This is a genomic window from Streptomyces sp. ISL-94 (genome assembly GCF_018614075.1).
Classification (GTDB): domain Bacteria; phylum Actinomycetota; class Actinomycetes; order Streptomycetales; family Streptomycetaceae; genus Streptomyces.
In genome coordinates, this window is sequence record NZ_JAGGOZ010000074.1 from 1 (window position 1) to 16,068 (window position 16,068).

Genomic DNA, 16,068 nt, shown 5'->3' on the forward strand with positions numbered 1-16,068 from the left:
CGCTCCGCGCCCGCGCCTCAAACGCCGGCGGGGCTGGAATTGCCCTCCGGGCAATCCAGCTCCAGCCGAACGGAGCCCGGCCGGTCAGCATCCAGCCCAGCCGCGCCGGCTGTGAGGCGACCTCACAGCCTCGCGGGCGCAACCTCTCAGCCCCGCCGGCGATTGAGGCGGCTCTCAGTCCCGCCTGACGTTTGAGGCGGTCTTTCAGCCCCGCCGCCGTTTGAGGCGGTCTTTCAGCCTCGCCGGCGTTTGAGGCGTGGGGTCCCCCGGACTGAGTCTGGGGAAGGGGCTGGGGCATAGCCACGGCGGCGGCGCCGCCGGGGCTATGCCCAGAGCTGGCCCTGGAGGACCTCGATGGCTTCCTCGGTGGTGGCCGCGGTGTAGACGCCGGTCGAGAGGTACTTCCAGCCGCCGTCGGCCACGACGAAGACGATGTCCGCGCTCTCGCCCGCGGCCACCGCCTTGCGGCCGACGCCGATCGCCGCGTGCAGGGCGGCCCCGGTGGAGACGCCCGCGAAGATGCCCTCCTGCTGGAGGAGTTCGCGGGTGCGGGTGACCGCGTCCGCCGAGCCGACCGAGAAGCGGGTGGTGAGGACGGACGCGTCGTACAGCTCCGGGACGAAGCCCTCGTCGAGGTTGCGCAGGCCGTAGACGAGGTCGTCGTAGCGGGGTTCCGCGGCGACGATCTTCACGCCCGGCACGTGCTCCCGCAGGTAGCGGCCGACGCCCATCAGGGTGCCGGTGGTGCCCAGACCCGCCACGAAGTGGGTGATGGAGGGCAGGTCCGCGAGGATCTCGGGGCCCGTGGTGGCGTAGTGCGCGCCCGCGTTGTCCGGGTTGCCGTACTGGTAGAGCATCACCCAGTCCGGGTGCTCCGCCGCCAGCTCCTTCGCGACGCGGACGGCCGTGTTCGAGCCGCCCGCCGCCGGCGACGGGATGATCTCGGCTCCCCACATGGCCAGCAGGTCGCGCCGCTCCTGGGAGGTGTTCTCCGGCATCACGCACACGATGCGGTAGCCCTTGAGCTTCGCCGCCATCGCCAGCGAGATGCCGGTGTTGCCCGACGTCGGCTCCAGGATGGTGCAGCCGGGGTACAGCCGGCCGTCCTTCTCCGCCTGCTCGACCATGTGGAGCGCGGGGCGGTCCTTGATCGAGCCGGTCGGGTTGCGGTCCTCCAGCTTCGCCCAGAGGCGGACGTCGTCCGAGGGCGACAGCCGGGGCAGGCGTACCAGCGGCGTGTTGCCGACCGCGGCCAGCGGGGAGTCGTAGCGCATTACTTCGATCCGCCGGCCACGGCAGGGAGGATGGTGACGCTGTCGCCGTCCTTGAGACCGGTGGAGATGCCGTCCAGGAAGCGGACGTCCTCGTCGTTGAGGTAGACGTTCACGAAGCGGCGCAGCTGCCCGCCGTCGACGATGCGCTCCTCAATGCCCTTGTGGCGGGTCTCCAGGTCGGCGAAGAGCTCGGCGAGCGTGGCGCCCGAGCCGTTCACGGCCTTCTCGCCGCCGGTGTAGGTGCGGAGGATGGTGGGGATGCGGACCTCGATGGCCATGGCTGGGCTCCAGTCGTCAGGGCGTAAGCAGGTGCTTGAGCAGGGGCGTAAGAACGTGGAAGGCGCGCGGTGCGTCCGGGCCCCGCGCAAGAGGGCTCTGGTGCTCAGACAGCAGGACAGATGGCGCTGGCGAGGCGGCACAGGTCGACATGCAGCCGCGCCACGAGCAGCAGCCTGCCGGGCGTCTCGATGCTCACGTCGTGGGAAACCATGCGGTCATGTTAACGATTCCCGGTCACCGGTTTGGAGTGTGATCCCGCATCGTGGACGCTGACCGCTCACATGGTGGTCAGTAGGCCGTTACGACCTGCACTTCTTCCTCTGTGATCACACCGTCGACGATGCGGTACGAGCGGAACTGGAACTCCCCGAGGCCGTCCTTGTCCGCCGTGGAGACCAGCACGTAGTGCGCGCCGGGCTCGTTCGCGTAGGTGACGTCCGTGCGCGAGGGGTAGGCCTCGGTGGCGGTGTGCGAGTGGTAGACGATCACGGGGTCCTCGTCCCGGTCGTCGAGCTCGCGGTAGAGCTTCAGCAGGTCCTTGGAGTCGAACTCGTAGAACGTGGGCGAGCGGGCCGCGTTGAGCATCGGGATGAACCGCTCGGGGCGGTCGGTGCCCGCCGGGCCGGCCACGACACCGCACGCCTCGTCGGGGTGGTCCTGGCGGGCGTGCTCGACGATCCGGTCGTACAGGGCCTGGGTGAGGGTCAGCATGAGCGACAGGATAAGCAGACGGGCCCTCCCGTACCGAGGAGTGGTACGGGAGGGCCCGAATGGTGGACAGGCAGCCTGAACGAAGCGGGTTACGAGGCCTTGGTGAAGGCGGCGCCGCGCGGGTTGCGGGACTTCAGGACCAGGTAGGACAGGCCCAGGACCAGGCCCCACAGCGGGGCGCAGTACAGCGAGACGCGGGCGTCCTTGTCGAGGCCCATCATCACGATGACCATGCCGATGAAGAGCAGGGCGAACCAGCTCGTCCACGGGGCTCCGGGCGCCCGGAACGGGGAGGCGGGCAGCTCGCCGCGGTCGGACTTGGCGCGGTAGCGGATCTGGCAGACCAGGATCATGATCCAGGCCCACATGCCGGAGATGGTGGCGAAGGAGACGACGTAGTCGAAGGCCTTGCCCGGGGCGACGTAGTTGATCCAGACGCCCCCCAGCATCAGCGCGGCGGAGAAGGTGGTGCCCGCCAGCGGGGTGCCGCTCTTGGTCAGCTTGGTGAAGAACTGCGGGCCCTGGCCGTTGAGCGCGAGGTCGCGCAGCATGCGGCCGGTGGAGTACATGCCCGAGTTGCAGGAGGACAGGGCGGCGGTCAGCACGACGAAGTTGACGATCGCGGCGCCGACGCCGAGGCCCATGCGCTCGAAGGCGGCGACGAAGGGCGAGACGCCGGGCTGGAAGTGCGTCCACGGGACGACCGACAGGATCATGATCAGGGCGCCGACGTAGAAGACGGCGATGCGCCACGGCACGGTGTTGATGGCCTTGGGCAGGGTCTTCTCGGGGTCTTTGGACTCGCCGGCGGTGACGCCGACCAGCTCGACCGCGAGGAAGGCGAACATCACGATCTGGAGGGTCATCAGCGTGCCGCCGATGCCCTTGGGGAAGAAGCCGCCGTCGTTCCACAGGTTGGTGACGGTCGCGGTGTCGGCGGCGTCGGAGAACCCGATGGTGAGGATGCCGGCGCAGATCAGGATCATGCCGACGATGGCGGTGACCTTGACCATGGAGAACCAGAACTCCAGCTCACCGAAGAGCTTCACGGAGATCAGGTTGGCGGCGTAGAGGATGACGGTGAAGATCAGCGCGTACGCCCACTGCGGGAAGCTGTCGTGGGTCCAGTACGACATGTACTGCGCGGCCGCGGTGACCTCGGTGATGCCGGTGACCACCCAGAAGAGCCAGTACGTCCAGCCGGTGACGTACCCCCAGAAGGGGCCCAGGAACTCGCGGGCGTAGTCCGAGAAGGAGCCGGAGACGGGGCGGTACATGAGCAGCTCGCCCAGGGCCCGCATGATGAAGAAGATGACCAGGCCCGCGATGGCGTAGGCCAGGATCAGGCTGGGGCCGGCCTTGGAGATCGCCTTGCCGGCGCCCAGGAACAGGCCGGTGCCGATGGCCCCGCCGATCGCGATCATCTGGATCTGGCGGGCGCCGAGCGCGCGGTGGTAGCCCTCGCCGCCTTCGCCCTGCGTGCCCTCGCCGGGTGTCTTGTCGTGCTGCTCGACCTGCACAGAGGTCATGTCTTGATGCGCCTTTCTCCACGCCGACCCGCGCCTTCTGCTGGCTGCGGATCGGGTCCTCGATCCCCCCGGATACGGATGGAGTTGCACGCCGGCGGTCCGCCGGTTCAAGCAGGCCGCGGGACATGGGTGGCGTCCCGTCGGCAGTCGTGAAGATTTATCACGTGCTTACGGGTCGACGAGGCCGGGAAATGTGACGCGGGGCACAGGAAATCCGGGACATAGGCCCTGAAACAGATCAGACCACCGCATGGCGGTGATCTGATCGTTATCCGGATTTGAGCGTCCGCTGAGCGAACTCCGTCGGCCCTTGAGGATCCTCAGAGGGTCTCGATGAGGGTCTCCTGGAGCCCGCCGAGCCAGAGGTAGGCCATCACCATCGGCTTGCGCGGGTCGTCGTCCGGCAGCCGGAAGAGCGTGGCGCTCTCATCGTCCTCGGTGATGTCGAGGCGGGCCGCGATCGTCAGGCGCAGGTCGTTGAGCGCGCCGAGCCAGCGCAGCGGCAGCTCCCCGGTCAGCTCCAGGACCGCCGCCTCGTCGCCGGCCGGGGTGAGCCCGGCCAGGCTCTGTACGACGGCCAGCGCGTCCTCCCGCTTGCGGGTGCGCAGGTCGTTCTCGGTGAAGCGGCGGAACTCCGCGGACCGGGCCGTCAGCTCGGCCGGGTCCACGCCCTGGTCGCCCGCGCCGTCCGGGGACCCGTAGGCGTCGGGGAAGAGCCGGGCGAGCGCCGGGTCGGACGGGGGCTCGGTGGGGCCGTCGGAGGCGAAGAGCACGGCGAGCGGGTCGGCGTCCTCGGCGGGCTCCGGCTCGCCGGGCCCGATCAGCTCCAGCAGCTGGACGGCCAGCGAGCGCAGGATGGAGATCTCGATCTCGTCGAGCGCGATGGCGGCGCCGCCGCCCTTCAGGGCCTCGAACATGCCGGTCGGTCCGCCCATCAGAAGCGGTCCTGGGAGAGGGTCGCCCACAGGCCGTAGCCGTGCATGGCCTGCACGTCGCGCTCCATTTCCTCGCGGGAGCCACTGGAGACGACCGCGCGCCCCTTGTGGTGGACGTCGAGCATCAGTTTGTGCGCCTTGTCCTTGGAGTAGCCGAAGTACGCCTGGAACACGTACGACACGTAGCTCATGAGGTTGACCGGGTCGTTGTGCACCAGGGTCACCCAGGGGACGTCGGGTTCCGGGACCGCGAAGGTCTCTTCGGCCGATTCGGTGCGTTCGATCTCTGCAGGAGCAACACTCACTTGTCCCATGCTGCCACCGTGACCGGCCCGTCGCACAAACGGGGGCCTACATCTCGTCACTCTGACGAAATGTGCGCTAGCATCCGTGACATGAACCCTGCGGACCTGGGCCTGCCGGTGGACGTGCCGTCGACAGCGCTCTTCACGGACCATTACGAGCTGACGATGCTGCAGGCCGCCCTGGCGAACGGCACCGCCGAACGCCGCTCGGTCTTCGAGGTCTTCACCCGGCGGCTGCCGGAGGGACGCCGCTACGGGGTGGTGGCCGGAACCGGCCGGGTGCTCGACGCGGTGGAGAACTTCCGCTTCGACAGCGCGGTGCTGGAGTTCCTGCGCGAGCGGGCCGTCGTCGACATGCGGACGCTGGACTGGCTGGCCTCGTACCGTTTCTCCGGCGACATCTGGGGCTACCCGGAAGGGGAGGTCTACTTCCCCGGCTCCCCGATCCTGCGGGTGGAGGGCAGCTTCGCCGAGTGCGTGCTGCTGGAGACCGTGATCCTGTCCATCCTGAACCACGACTCGGCGATCGCGGCGGCCGCCTCGCGGATGTCCTCGGCGGCGGGCGAGCGGCCCCTGATCGAGATGGGCGCGCGGCGCACGCACGAGCTGGCGGCGGTGGCGGCCTCGCGGGCCGCGTACGTGGGCGGCTTCACCTCCACCTCGGACCTGGCGGCCGGCTTCCGGTACGGCATCCCGACGGTCGGCACCTCGGCGCACGCCTTCACGCTGGTGCACGACAGCGAGCGGGACGCGTTCACGGCCCAGGTGGCCTCGCTGGGCCGGGGCACCACCCTCCTGGTGGACACGTACGACGTGGCCGAGGCGGTCCGCATGGCGGTGGAGGTGGCCGGCACGGAGCTGGGCGCGGTCCGGATCGATTCCGGGGACCTGCTGCTGGTGGCCCACCGGGTGCGGCAGCAGCTGGACGAGCTGGGGGCCACCGCGACGAGGATCGTGGTCACCTCGGACCTGGATGAATACGCCATCGCCTCGCTGGCGGCGGCGCCGGTGGACGCGTACGGGGTGGGCACGCAGCTGGTGACGGGCAGCGGGCACCCGACGTGCTCGATGGTCTACAAGCTGGTGGCGCGGGCCGCCTCGGGGGACCCGAAGGCGCCGCTGACGCCGGTGGCGAAGAAGTCCTCGGGCGGCAAGACGTCCATCGGGGGGCGGAAGTGGGCCGCGCGCCGGGTGGACGCGGAGGGGGTGGCCGAGGCGGAGGTCATCGGGACCGGGCCGGTCCCGTCGGCCCTGGCCGACCACCAGCTGCTGACCCAGCTGGTCAAGTCCGGCGAGATCATCGCCCGCGAGCCGCTGGAGGCGGTACGCGACCGCCACCGCGCCGCCCGCGGCGGGCTCCCCCTGTCGGCGATGCAGCTGTCCCGCGGCGAGGCCGTGATCCCGACGGAGTACGCGTAACCGGCCCCGCGCCTTCATCCGCCGCCCCGAAAAACCGGGGCTCCGCCCCGCACCCCGCTCCTCAAACGCCGGAGGGGCTGGATTGGCCTGGCATAGGCCTACAAGTCCACACCGTGCGTTCTGCGCCCCGGCGGGCGGTTGTGGCGCGTCGTGGGCCTGGAAGCGCACACCGTGCGGTTGGGCCCCCCGACGGGCGGGTGTGGCACGGTGTAGGCCTGGAAGCGCACACCGTGCGGTTGGGCCCCCCGACGGGCGGGTGTGGCACGGTGTAGGCCTCCACGTGCACGCCGTGCGCCCTGCCCCCCGGCGGGCTGGTTTGCGCGCAGCGCGAATCCAGCCCGCCGACGTGTGAGGCGCGGGGGTGCGGGGCGGAGCTCCGGGCCTTGGGGCGCGCGGGGCCGCTAGGGCGCAGCACAACCCAGCCCCGCCGGCGTGTGAGGCGCGGGGGTGCGGGGCGGAGCTCCGGGCCTTGGGGCGCGCGGGACCGCTCGGGCCCTTGGGGCGCGAGATGCGGGGCGGAGCCCCGGGCCTTGGCGCGCGGGACCGCTCGGGCGGAGCGCATGGTGCTGGGGCGGGGCCGCAGGTTCGGGTAGGGGTGGGGCGGGGGAAGAGCACCCGCAGGTTCCCGCCGCAACACACCATCAAGCGAAGGGCACGCGAAATGCACCGCGCACTGATCGTCGTCGACGTCCAGAACGACTTCTGCGAAGGCGGCAGCCTCGCGGTCGCCGGCGGGGCCGACGTCGCCGCCTCCATCACCGAGCTCATCGGCCAGGCCGCGCCCGCCTACCGGCACGTCGTCGCGACCCGCGACCACCACATCGACCCGGGCGCCCACTTCGCGCACGCCCCGGCCGAGCCGGACTACGAGACCTCCTGGCCGGTGCACTGCGTCGCCGGCACCGAGGGCGTCGGCTTTCACCCGAACTTCGCGCCCGCCGTGGCGTCCGGCGCGGTCGCCGCCGTGTTCGACAAGGGGGCGTACGAAGCCGCGTACAGCGGCTTCGAGGGGGCCGACGAGAACGGCACGGGCCTCGCCCAGTGGCTGCGGGACCGGGACGTCACCGAGGTGGACGTGGTCGGCATCGCCACCGACCACTGCGTGCGGGCCACCGCGCTCGACGCGGTCCGCGCCGGCTTCGCCACCCGCGTGCTGCTGGACCTGACGGCCTCCGTCGCCCCGCACACCGCCGCCCGGGCCCTGGAGGAGCTGCGGGCCGCCGGTGTGATCCTCACCGGCGGCTAGCCGCTCCCAGGGCCTGAGGGGGCTCCCGGCGGGCCCCCTACGCGCCCAGCAGGGCCCGGATCGGGTGCCAGAGCTCCTGCGCCCGGTCCGGGGCACCGCGCCACAGCAGGCCGTCCGGGTGGTGCAGGACGGCCGTGACCTCGTCCGGCGTCGGCGGATGCGCGTTGCCCCGCAGGTACACCGCCCGCATCCCGAGGTTCCGCAGCCTGGTCAGGGCGCGGGCCCGGTTCGCGGCGTGCACCAGCACGCGGACATTTCCGCCGCCTCCGGACGGCCTCGGCAGCATGAGCGCGACCACCACGCTGCCGCCCGGCAATCTCACGAAACCTCCATCTGGCATGGAAGTCATCTCCCCCGTCAATAAGGAACTCGTACCGGGGCATCTAAACGCGATCGGCCGCCGCCCGCTAGAGGGCGACGGCCGATCATGCTTTGACCTGCGGTTGTACCCGATTACTTAACGGCGGGGCCAACCTCGACCGTCATGACGAGACCGTCGTAGGTCTCCTTGGCGATCTTGATCTTGGTGTTGGTGTCAGTGACCTTCACCGAGCCGGTCGGGTTCTCGTCGTAGTAGTACTTGCCCTTGTGGTCGTCGAAGACCAGGTTCGCGGGCTTCGGCTTGAGGAAGAGCTCCTCGCCGTTCTTGTGCAGGGTGAACGCGTCCGTCGAGTAGGCGCTGAAGGCCGCGTCGTACGGCTGGATCTTGTTCCGCAGCAGGGTGCCGTCGGCCCACTTCATGGGCTTGGCGTTGGCGTCGATCGGAAGGATCAGACCCTGGCCCGGGTGCTGGCTGGTGTTGTTGTCCTTCTGGGAGGTGTCCCACTGCCAGATGAGCAGGCCGTCCTGGTACGGGTAGTGCTCGACCCAGTTCGGCTTGGTGTTGGCGAAGCCGAAGTTGTACGGGCCCACCTTGAGGGTGGAGTCGTACGAGACGTAGCGGCGGTTCTCGGCCAGGTAGTACTGCGCGTACTCCTTGGTGAAGCCGGCGCCGATGCGCGAGAAGCCCTTGCCCGTCCAGCCGTTGTCGCCGTTCTCGGCGCCGTCGGTGAACAGGGCGGAGCCGTCCGCGGCCAGGGTGACGGCGTCGGCGGTGAAGCCCTTGCCGCCCGCGCCGCCGTCCGTCTGGTAGCGGAAGCGGAGGTCGACCTTCTTGCCCGCGTAGGCGTCGAGCGGGAAGTTCAGGTTCTTCCAGGCACCCGAGACACCGGTCAGCGACGGGCTGCCGGAGGCGTCGGCCGGGATGGCCGCGCCGTCGGCGGTGCCGGCCAGCGCGGTCCAGGTGGCGCCGCCGTCCGTGGACACCTCGGTGTAGAGGAAGTCGTAGTCGGCCTCGATGTCCCACCAGCCCTTGAGGGACAGGGCGGCGGACTTCTTGCCCGTCAGGTCGACCGAGCGGGTGAGGGTGTTCTTGAGGTCGTCACCCATGTTGCTCCACCACTGCGAGGAGCCCTCGGCGGGAGCGACGATGTCGGTCTTGACCTGCTTCTTCGGCAGATCGACGACCAGCGCCTGCTTGTCCTTGGTGTTGTACTCGGACACACCCAGCTTGTGGGTGGACTTCGTCGCGGCCTTGGCCTTGTCGAAGTTCAGCCAGCCCAGCTGGAGCTTGTCCCAGGCGGTCATGTCGCCGGGGAGGTCGCCTATGGAGTCCTTGCCGTTGCCGAGCCAGGAGCCGGCCGACATCAGGGACCAGAAGCCGACCGAGTTCTCGCCGCCACCGGAGGTGTCGTAGAGGTCCGGCAGGCCGAGGTCGTGGCCGTACTCGTGCGCGAAGACGCCGAGGCCGCCGTTCTCGGGCTGCATCGTGTAGTCGCCGACCCAGATGCCGGTGTCGCCGATCTGGGTGCCGCCGGCCTTGTTGTTCGCCGGGCCGGTCTTGCCCACGTCGGTGCCGTAGGCGTACCAGCGGTGCGCCCACAGCGCGGTGGTGCCCTGCTCGCCGCCGCCGGCCGACTCGTCCTCGCCCGCGTGGACGATCTGGAAGTGGTCGATGTAGCCGTCGGGCTCGTTGAAGTTGCCGTCGGCGTCGAAGTCGTTGCGGTCCCACTGGTCGTACTGGGCCAGCTGCGCCTTGATCTGCGCGTCGGTCTTGCCCGCCTTCTTCTGGGCCTCCGTCCACGCGGTGACGCCGTCGCGGACGGTGTCCCACACGTTGGAGCAGTTGGTCTGGCCGCAGTAGTTGGAGCCGTAACGGCCCTCGTTGTACGGGACCTTGACCCAGTCGGCGACCTCGCCCTCGACCGAGTAGCGGCCCGAGGAGGTCTTCTCGTAGTAGGTCTTCAGGGAGTTCTTGCCCTGGCCGGTACCGAAGTACAGGTCCTGGAAGTAGTCCCGGCTGAAGTCCTTGCGCCAGGCCGTGCTGTTGTTGCTGGCACGGTCGGGCTGCTTGATCGTGTTGCGCAGCGGACCGGGGGTGCCGCCGTACTTCGGGACCGAGGGCTTCGGGCCCGGGCCGTCCGGGTCGAACATGGTGGTGCTGTCGACCTGGTCGCCGAACTCGACGAGGATCGTGAAGATCTTGTCGGTCTTCTCGCGGCCGAGCTCGACGTACTTCTTGTCGTCGAGCTTGACGACCTTCGAAGCGCCGCGCTGCTCGACATTCTTCTTGCCGCTCAGCACCTGCTCGAGAGCGGCCTTCCTCTGGGTCGCCGCCTGCTCGCTGAACGGACCCTTGAGGTCGTGCTCGACGACCTTCGCGGGGGCCGTCGGGTCCTGGCGGTCGGAAGCCGGTGCTGCCGGGCCGCGGTCTTCGGCCTGGGCGGCGGTGACGGTGAAGAAGGTGGCGCTGGTCGCGCATGCGGCCATGGTCACGGTGACGGCGGCAGCGCGGATCGCACGCCGTCTGGCGGAATTGGTGGTCACTTGATGTCGTTCCCCTCCCGCGGCCGCAACGTAGGTCGGAACATCTCCATAGGAGCGGGGGGTTCCGCGCGGCGCGCGTCTCAAGTGACGACATTTGACCGGAGAGTCGAGAGAAAAGACAGATCTTGACTTGTTCCTTACAACTGCACTATGCGGTCAGTCAGTTCCGCTATTCGGACGTTCCGCTGCCATATGGGGCGAAGGGCGCTTCCCGACCGTCCTCTAGTGCCTCACGAGCGCTTCCCGAGTACCTCCTGGCACCGTTTCGACCGGATTGGGGCCTGCCCGAGACACGCGATGTGATCCTGTGCGCCCCCCGTGCTCCGGCACCGTGGGTTAGGTCACGCTTACCGGTTGTTCCGCTCGGGCATCCCCCGTCGTAGAGTCACTTGACGCGCGACCTGGTTGAGCCGACTCCCCCTCCCCTCTCCGAGGACGGATATCGCCATGCCGCGTCCGACTGCCGCACAGCTCGCCTACGGGTCCGCCACCGTCGTCGCGTCGACGATCGCCATGCTGCTGCTCTCGCAGACGAGTACGGGGCTGGGAGTCGCGGTCATCTCCGCCGCCGCGCTCGCCCTGGGCCTGCTCGTCGCCCTCACCGTGCCTGCCCCGCAGCGCCGCGGCCGCCACGCGGCCCGTCCGGACGCGACGCGGGCCGCCGCCGCCCGGGTGCCGGGCCGCCGGCCGGCCGGCGCCGAGCAGCCCGTCCACCACTGAGCAACGCGGTGCGGGCGGCCTCCCCGGAGGGAGACCGCCCGCTGTGTGCTGCTCTGCTGCTGCCGCGCTGCGTCCGCGTCAGGTGGACTGGACGACGACGGTCTTGGCTGCCTTGTCGTGCAGGCCCTGCTGGTAGGGCTTGTCGACCAGGATCGAGATGCCCACGATGATCCACCAGAGGCCACCGCAGCAGAGGAGGGACGGCAGCCACAGGACGGCCGCTCGGCCGAAGGCAGCCTTGGACGAGGGCACGCTGCCGTCGTTGAGCATGGCGACCCGTAGACGCATCGCCTTCTTGCCGAGGGTCTGGCCGCTCCTGTGGGTGAAGTACCAGTCGTAGACGACGTAGGCGGCGATCCCGATCAGCACCAACAGCAGAACGCCACCGCTGGACCAATTGGCTGCGGCGTCGGACGTGTCCTCGCCCGTGTAGGGGTCGCCCCTGTAAGTGACCCCGATGATCAGGAACCAGATGAGCCAGATCGGGATCCCCACGATCAACCAGTCGATGATGCGCGCGACGAACCGCTTGCCGGTGTCCGCGAGCGGGGGCATGCCGGCGAGCGGGTCGGGCATGGCGTAGCCGCTGCTGCCGTACGGGTCACCCGGGCCGCCGCCGCCGTACGGGGGCGGCGGGGGCGGATACCCACCGCCAGCGCCGGAGCCGCCGTAGGGGCCTCCCGGCGGCGGGGGCGGGGTCCCGCCGGGGGGCGGCGAGCCGTATGGCGAACCGCCCGACGGGGGCGTCGGCTCCTGGGGCTTCTTGAGGAACGGGTCCTCCGGCGGCTCGCCCGGCGGCGGCTGATCGGTACTCATGGCCCGAGTCGAACCCGGCTCCGGCGGCCCCGCAACGGAACCGCGTCCGTTCGGGGGCCGGGCGGCTCGCGGCGCCTCAGCGGGCCACGTACGTCTTCGCCGCCTTGTCGTGCCAGGCCTGCCGGCGCGGGCGGTCCACGAGGCACCAGAGGCTGCCGGGGAGGCCGAGGAGGGCGTACACGAGCCAGCGGCGCAGCGCAGCGCCGAAGCCGGGCGGGCGCAGGGTCGCGGTGGCCAGTACGCGCACGCCGAGGAGCTTCTTGCCCGGGGTGCGGCCCCAACGGGCGGTGGGCAGGGCCTCGTAGAGGACGCCGAAGAGGAGGACCGCGCCCAGGACCAGGCCGAGGTGGCCGGCGATGGTTCCGTCGAACAGCCAGACGGTGGTGCTGCGGCCGCGCGCGCGGGCGGCGTCCACCTTGGCCTCCAGGTGGGCGGTGGCGGCGGGCAGCTGGGGCCAGGCGGCCGCCGCTGCGACCGCCGCGAGGACGAGGGAGTCCAGGGCGCGGGCGACCGCCCGGCGCACGAGCCCGGCGGGGCGCACGGAACGCTCGGCCATCCGCTCGAACACGGCCCGGGGGGTACTGGCCCCCTCCGGCCGGGGTGCGGCGGACCGGGACGCCCCGGCGGGCCCGGCCGGGTGCCGCCCGGCGGCCTCCGAGGACTCCGGCGACGCCTCGGCGGGCCGGGGTGACCCGACGCCCCCGCGCGGCGTCCAGGCCTCCCCCTGGTCCGGGACCCGGGTGCCGGGCCGCGAGGCCGGGGCCGCGCCGCTACGGGGCTCCCAGGGCTCCTGGCGGGGCGCCTCGGCCGGAGCCGACGCCCGGGTGCCGGGCCGCGAGGCCGGGGCCGCGTCGCTACGGGGCTCCCGCGGCTCGGGACGGGACCGCTCGGTCGGCGGGGCCGTGGCGGGGGCGGAGGCCTCGACCGGGGGGCGGGACGCACCGCTGCGGGGCGGCCAGGGCTCCGGGCGGGCCGGCTCGGCCGGGGGCTGCTCCCGCCGGGGTGCCCCGGCCGGGGACGCCGGCGCCGCCGAGGCGGGCCAGGAGGTGGTGGCCCCGGAGCGCCCCGCACCGGGAGCGTCCGGCCACTCAGGGGCCGGGGCAGGAGCCGGGGCGGAGACAGGGGCCGGGGCCGGGGCAGGGGCCGGGATCTGGGCCGCCGGGGAGCGGACCGACAGGATGCCCGCCGCGGCCTGGGCGGGGAGCCGGGTCTCGGGCGTACGGGCGAGGGAGATCCCCGACGGCCGGCCGCCGCCGGGCTCCGGCTCCGGCAGGTTGCCCCACGACACCCGGTGGTCGCGCGGCCCGCCGAAGCCCGCCTGGTGGAGGGGATCGGCCTGCCACACCACGGGCTCCGGCTCGGGATCGCACCCCGGCGAGCGGTCTGGTGAGCGCTCCTGCGGGCGCTCCTGCGGGCGTTCCTGCGGGCGTTCCTGCGGGCGTTCCTGCGGGCGCTCCGGTGCCCGCTCCGGGGCCCGCTCCCGCGCCCGCTCCGGCAGCGCCTCCGTCGCGGAGGTCTCGTCCAGGAACACCGGACCCGTCTCGTCCGCCGGGGGCGCGGGGCGGCTCGTACCCGGAACCCAGGCGGCACCGTTCCAGTACCGGACGTACCCGGGAATGGACGGATCGGGGTAGTAGCCCTCGCGGGCCGCGTGCTCGCCGTCACCAGGGGAGGCCGTCAATGTCCCCAACTCCGATCGTGGCTTGAGGCTTGTGCAAGGGAGGACCATAGCCAAGAACCTCCCCCCGACAGGTCCGGTAACGGGAGAATCCAAGCCTTCGGGCGAACCCCGGGCCATACGACGGTTTTCGGTCACCCGACAGAATTCCGCCAATCTCCTTTTCGGTGCGCGAAGTCGCGTCATTCCCGGGCACAACCGAGCTCTCTCCGGGTGTGGGGCGCGATCCGGCCGTCCCGCACACCGAAGAGAAGCGAAGCGCACGCAGCGCACCGAAGTGAGGCCGCCATGCACCACCCCGCCATCGAGCGCGAGCTGGAACTCCAGCTGGTCCTGTCCCCGGAGCGCAGCATCCCCGTACCCGCCCGGCTGCTCTACCTCACGGAGGACCCGTACGCCGTCCACATCACCTTCCACACCGGCTCCAGCGCCCCCGTGAACTGGACCTTCGCCCGCGAGCTGCTGGTCGAGGGGGTGTTCCGCCCCTGCGGCCACGGCGACGTGCGGATCTGGCCCGCCAAGGTCGACAACAAGGCCGTGCTCTGCATGGCGCTCAGCTCCCCCGACGGCGAAGTCCTGCTGGAGGCCCCCGCCGCCTCCGTGTCCGCCTGGCTGGAGCGCACGCTGCGCATCGTCCCGCCCGGCACCGAGGCCGAGCGGCTGGGCCTGGACGACGCGCTGGCCGAGCTGCTCACCCCGACCCCGGCCGACGAGCTGCGGCTGCGCGACCCCTGGCCGTCGGACGAGTCGGCCGACGGGGACCTGTGACGCCGCCGGGGTCGGGGCGCCGTCAGAACAGCTTGCCCGGGTTGAGCAGCCCCAGCGGGTCGAAGGCGTGTTTGACGGCGCGCTGCATCTCCACGCCCACCGGGCCGAGTTCGCGGGCGAGCCATTCCCTCTTCAGGACCCCGACCCCGTGCTCGCCGGTGATCGTCCCGCCCAGTTCCAGCCCGAGCGCCATGATCTCGTCGAAGGACGCGCGGGCCCGCCGCGTCTCGTCCTCGTCGGCCGGGTCGAAGCAGACCACGGGGTGGGTGTTGCCGTCGCCCGCGTGCGCGCACACGCCGATGAGCAGGTCGTGCGTACGGGCGATGGCGGCCGTCCCGTCCAGCATCTCGGCGAGCCGCGAGCGCGGTACGCACACGTCGTCGATCATCGTGGCCGGCCGCAGCGTCTCCAGGGCGGTCAGCGACATCCGGCGGGCCTGGAGAAGCAGTTCGGACTCCGCCTCGTCCTCGGCGGGGACCACGGCGGTGGCTCCGGCGGCCGTGCACAGCTCCCCCACGGCCGCGAGGTCCGCGGGGGCGTGCGGGGTGTCGAAGGCGGCGAGCAGCAGGGCCTCGGTGGTGTCGGGCAGGCTCATCTTCCCGAGGGCGTTGACGGCCCGGACGGTCGTACGGTCCATCAGCTCCAGCAGCGAGGGCGTCAGTCCGGCCTCCATGACGGCGCACACGGCCTCGCAGGCGGCCGCGGCGGAGGGGAACTCGGCCGCCAGCGCGAGCTGCCGGGGCGGCGCGGGGCGCAGCGCGAGCACCGCCTGGACGACGACGCCGAGGGTGCCCTCGGAGCCCACGAAGAGCCGGGTGAGGTCGTATCCGGCGACGCCCTTGGCGGTGCGCCGGCCGGTGCGCAGCAGCCGCCCGTCGGCCAGGACCACGTCGAGGCCGAGCACGTACTCGGCGGTGACCCCGTACTTGACGCAGCACAGCCCGCCGGAGGCGGTGCCGATGTTGCCGCCGATGGTGCACTGCTCCCAGCTGGAGGGGTCGGGCGGGTAGTACAGGCCCTGTTCGGCGACGGCCCGGGAGAGGACGGCGTTGACCACGCCCGGCTCCACGACGGCGATCCGGTCGACGGGGGAGATCTCCAGGATCCGGTCCATCTTGACGAGGGACAGCACGATGCAGCCGTCCGTGGCGTTGGCGGCGCCGGACAGGCCGGTACGGGCGCCCTGCGGGACCACGGGGACGCGCAGTGCGGTGGCGGTGCGCAGGACGTGCCGGACCTGTTCGGCGGTCCGGGGCAGGACGACGGCGGCCGGGGTGCCGGCGGCGCAGAAGCCGGCCATGTCGGAGGTGTAGGAGTCGGCCACCTGGGGGTCGGTGATCAGGGCCTCGGGCGGGAGCCCTTCGCGTAGGCGGGCGGTGAGCCGTGCGGAGACGTCATCATCCATGGGGCCAGCGTGACACCCGGTGGGGGCACCTCCCAGCGGTAGCTGGGGGACCATCGGTGTGAACACGCCCGCGCCCCTCTTCGGACACCGCGGTGCGCTCTTCATATTGACGCACAGT

The 16,068-nt window shown here is 71.4% G+C and carries 16 protein-coding genes; 4 read left to right on the forward strand and 12 right to left on the reverse strand.

Annotated features, from left to right (window positions below):
* Positions 1–323: 323 nt before the first annotated feature.
* The 7 genes from J7E94_RS22635 to clpS all read right to left on the reverse strand — a co-directional run bounded on the left by J7E94_RS22635 (position 324) and on the right by clpS (position 5,042).
* Positions 324–1,274 carry a PLP-dependent cysteine synthase family protein gene (locus J7E94_RS22635; RefSeq protein WP_215018292.1) on the reverse strand — a complete coding sequence of 317 codons (951 nt, stop codon included), beginning with the start codon at positions 1,272–1,274 and terminating at the stop codon, positions 324–326.
* Complete coding sequence (locus tag J7E94_RS22640; protein ID WP_215018293.1) at positions 1,274–1,552, reverse strand: MoaD/ThiS family protein; 279 nt, start codon at positions 1,550–1,552, stop codon at positions 1,274–1,276. Before J7E94_RS22640 ends, J7E94_RS22635 begins: the two co-directional genes overlap by 1 nt.
* Before the next feature lie 104 nt (positions 1,553–1,656).
* Positions 1,657–1,764 carry a putative leader peptide gene (locus J7E94_RS36005; RefSeq protein WP_312847437.1) on the reverse strand — a complete coding sequence of 36 codons (108 nt, stop codon included), beginning with the start codon at positions 1,762–1,764 and terminating at the stop codon, positions 1,657–1,659.
* 77 nt (positions 1,765–1,841) lie between these two features.
* Positions 1,842–2,264, reverse strand: a complete 423-nt coding sequence (locus J7E94_RS22645) for a Mov34/MPN/PAD-1 family protein (RefSeq protein WP_215018294.1) — start codon at positions 2,262–2,264, stop codon at positions 1,842–1,844.
* Between the two features lie 89 nt (positions 2,265–2,353).
* Positions 2,354–3,793 (reverse strand): amino acid permease, encoded by a 1,440-nt coding sequence (locus J7E94_RS22650; protein WP_215018295.1) that lies wholly within the window; start codon positions 3,791–3,793, stop codon positions 2,354–2,356.
* A gap of 320 nt (positions 3,794–4,113) precedes the next feature.
* A complete protein-coding gene (locus J7E94_RS22655) occupies positions 4,114–4,728 on the reverse strand; it encodes a DUF2017 domain-containing protein (protein WP_215018296.1) in 615 nt (204 codons plus the stop codon).
* Positions 4,728–5,042 (reverse strand): ATP-dependent Clp protease adapter ClpS, encoded by a 315-nt coding sequence (gene clpS / locus J7E94_RS22660; protein WP_215018297.1) that lies wholly within the window; start codon positions 5,040–5,042, stop codon positions 4,728–4,730. The genes J7E94_RS22655 and clpS overlap by 1 nt, the downstream gene beginning before the upstream one ends.
* An 81-nt stretch (positions 5,043–5,123) precedes the next feature.
* On the opposite strand from clpS, the gene J7E94_RS22665 reads away from it, so the two are divergent.
* The gene (locus tag J7E94_RS22665; protein WP_215018298.1) at positions 5,124–6,452 is read left to right on the forward strand and encodes a nicotinate phosphoribosyltransferase; all 1,329 of its coding nucleotides are present in this window, start codon (positions 5,124–5,126) and stop codon (positions 6,450–6,452) included.
* Positions 6,453–7,113: 661 nt separating this feature from the next.
* Positions 7,114–7,698, forward strand: a complete 585-nt coding sequence (locus tag J7E94_RS22670; RefSeq protein ID WP_215018299.1) for an isochorismatase family protein — start codon at positions 7,114–7,116, stop codon at positions 7,696–7,698.
* A gap of 37 nt (positions 7,699–7,735) precedes the next feature.
* Here J7E94_RS22670 and J7E94_RS22675 read toward each other — a convergent pair whose 3' ends face one another.
* Together J7E94_RS22675 and J7E94_RS22680 are read right to left on the reverse strand one after the other, a co-directional pair.
* Positions 7,736–8,038: a hypothetical protein gene (locus J7E94_RS22675; RefSeq protein WP_215018300.1), complete on the reverse strand. Its 303-nt coding sequence runs from the start codon at positions 8,036–8,038 to the stop codon at positions 7,736–7,738.
* 113 nt (positions 8,039–8,151) lie between these two features.
* Positions 8,152–10,506, reverse strand: a complete 2,355-nt coding sequence (locus tag J7E94_RS22680) for an immune inhibitor A domain-containing protein (RefSeq protein ID WP_215018410.1) — start codon at positions 10,504–10,506, stop codon at positions 8,152–8,154.
* 504 nt (positions 10,507–11,010) lie between these two features.
* Between J7E94_RS22680 and J7E94_RS22685 the strand changes: the two genes are divergently transcribed.
* Positions 11,011–11,283: a hypothetical protein gene (locus J7E94_RS22685; RefSeq protein WP_215018301.1), complete on the forward strand. Its 273-nt coding sequence runs from the start codon at positions 11,011–11,013 to the stop codon at positions 11,281–11,283.
* A gap of 78 nt (positions 11,284–11,361) precedes the next feature.
* Here J7E94_RS22685 and J7E94_RS22690 read toward each other — a convergent pair whose 3' ends face one another.
* Positions 11,362–12,099, reverse strand: a complete 738-nt coding sequence (locus J7E94_RS22690; protein WP_215018302.1) for an RDD family protein — start codon at positions 12,097–12,099, stop codon at positions 11,362–11,364.
* Positions 12,100–12,175: 76 nt separating this feature from the next.
* The gene (locus J7E94_RS22695) at positions 12,176–13,780 is read right to left on the reverse strand and encodes an RDD family protein (protein WP_251057077.1); all 1,605 of its coding nucleotides are present in this window, start codon (positions 13,778–13,780) and stop codon (positions 12,176–12,178) included.
* Positions 13,781–14,065: 285 nt separating this feature from the next.
* Between J7E94_RS22695 and J7E94_RS22700 the strand changes: the two genes are divergently transcribed.
* Positions 14,066–14,545: an SsgA family sporulation/cell division regulator gene (locus J7E94_RS22700; RefSeq protein WP_215018304.1), complete on the forward strand. Its 480-nt coding sequence runs from the start codon at positions 14,066–14,068 to the stop codon at positions 14,543–14,545.
* 22 nt (positions 14,546–14,567) lie between these two features.
* Here J7E94_RS22700 and J7E94_RS22705 read toward each other — a convergent pair whose 3' ends face one another.
* Entirely contained in the window at positions 14,568–15,950 is a 1,383-nt protein-coding gene (locus tag J7E94_RS22705; RefSeq protein ID WP_215018305.1) for an FAD-binding oxidoreductase, read from the reverse strand.
* Positions 15,951–16,068 lie beyond the last annotated feature (118 nt).

Excerpts from the sequence above, each read along its gene's own strand:
- J7E94_RS22635 (WP_215018292.1), bottom strand. The coding sequence starts at position 1,274 with ATGCGCTACGACTCCCCGCTGGCCGCGGTCGGCAACACGCCGCTGGTA.
- J7E94_RS22640 (WP_215018293.1), bottom strand. The coding sequence starts at position 1,552 with ATGGCCATCGAGGTCCGCATCCCCACCATCCTCCGCACCTACACCGGC.
- J7E94_RS36005 (WP_312847437.1), bottom strand. The coding sequence starts at position 1,764 with ATGGTTTCCCACGACGTGAGCATCGAGACGCCCGGCAGGCTGCTGCTC.
- J7E94_RS22645 (WP_215018294.1), bottom strand. The coding sequence starts at position 2,264 with ATGCTGACCCTCACCCAGGCCCTGTACGACCGGATCGTCGAGCACGCC.
- J7E94_RS22650 (WP_215018295.1), bottom strand. The coding sequence starts at position 3,793 with ATGACCTCTGTGCAGGTCGAGCAGCACGACAAGACACCCGGCGAGGGC.
- J7E94_RS22655 (WP_215018296.1), bottom strand. The coding sequence starts at position 4,728 with ATGGGCGGACCGACCGGCATGTTCGAGGCCCTGAAGGGCGGCGGCGCC.
- clpS (WP_215018297.1), bottom strand. The coding sequence starts at position 5,042 with ATGGGACAAGTGAGTGTTGCTCCTGCAGAGATCGAACGCACCGAATCG.
- J7E94_RS22665 (WP_215018298.1), top strand. The coding sequence starts at position 5,124 with ATGAACCCTGCGGACCTGGGCCTGCCGGTGGACGTGCCGTCGACAGCG.
- J7E94_RS22670 (WP_215018299.1), top strand. The coding sequence starts at position 7,114 with ATGCACCGCGCACTGATCGTCGTCGACGTCCAGAACGACTTCTGCGAA.
- J7E94_RS22675 (WP_215018300.1), bottom strand. The coding sequence starts at position 8,038 with ATGCCAGATGGAGGTTTCGTGAGATTGCCGGGCGGCAGCGTGGTGGTC.
- J7E94_RS22680 (WP_215018410.1), bottom strand. The coding sequence starts at position 10,506 with ATGGCCGCATGCGCGACCAGCGCCACCTTCTTCACCGTCACCGCCGCC.
- J7E94_RS22685 (WP_215018301.1), top strand. The coding sequence starts at position 11,011 with ATGCCGCGTCCGACTGCCGCACAGCTCGCCTACGGGTCCGCCACCGTC.
- J7E94_RS22690 (WP_215018302.1), bottom strand. The coding sequence starts at position 12,099 with ATGAGTACCGATCAGCCGCCGCCGGGCGAGCCGCCGGAGGACCCGTTC.
- J7E94_RS22700 (WP_215018304.1), top strand. The coding sequence starts at position 14,066 with ATGCACCACCCCGCCATCGAGCGCGAGCTGGAACTCCAGCTGGTCCTG.
- J7E94_RS22705 (WP_215018305.1), bottom strand. The coding sequence starts at position 15,950 with ATGGATGATGACGTCTCCGCACGGCTCACCGCCCGCCTACGCGAAGGG.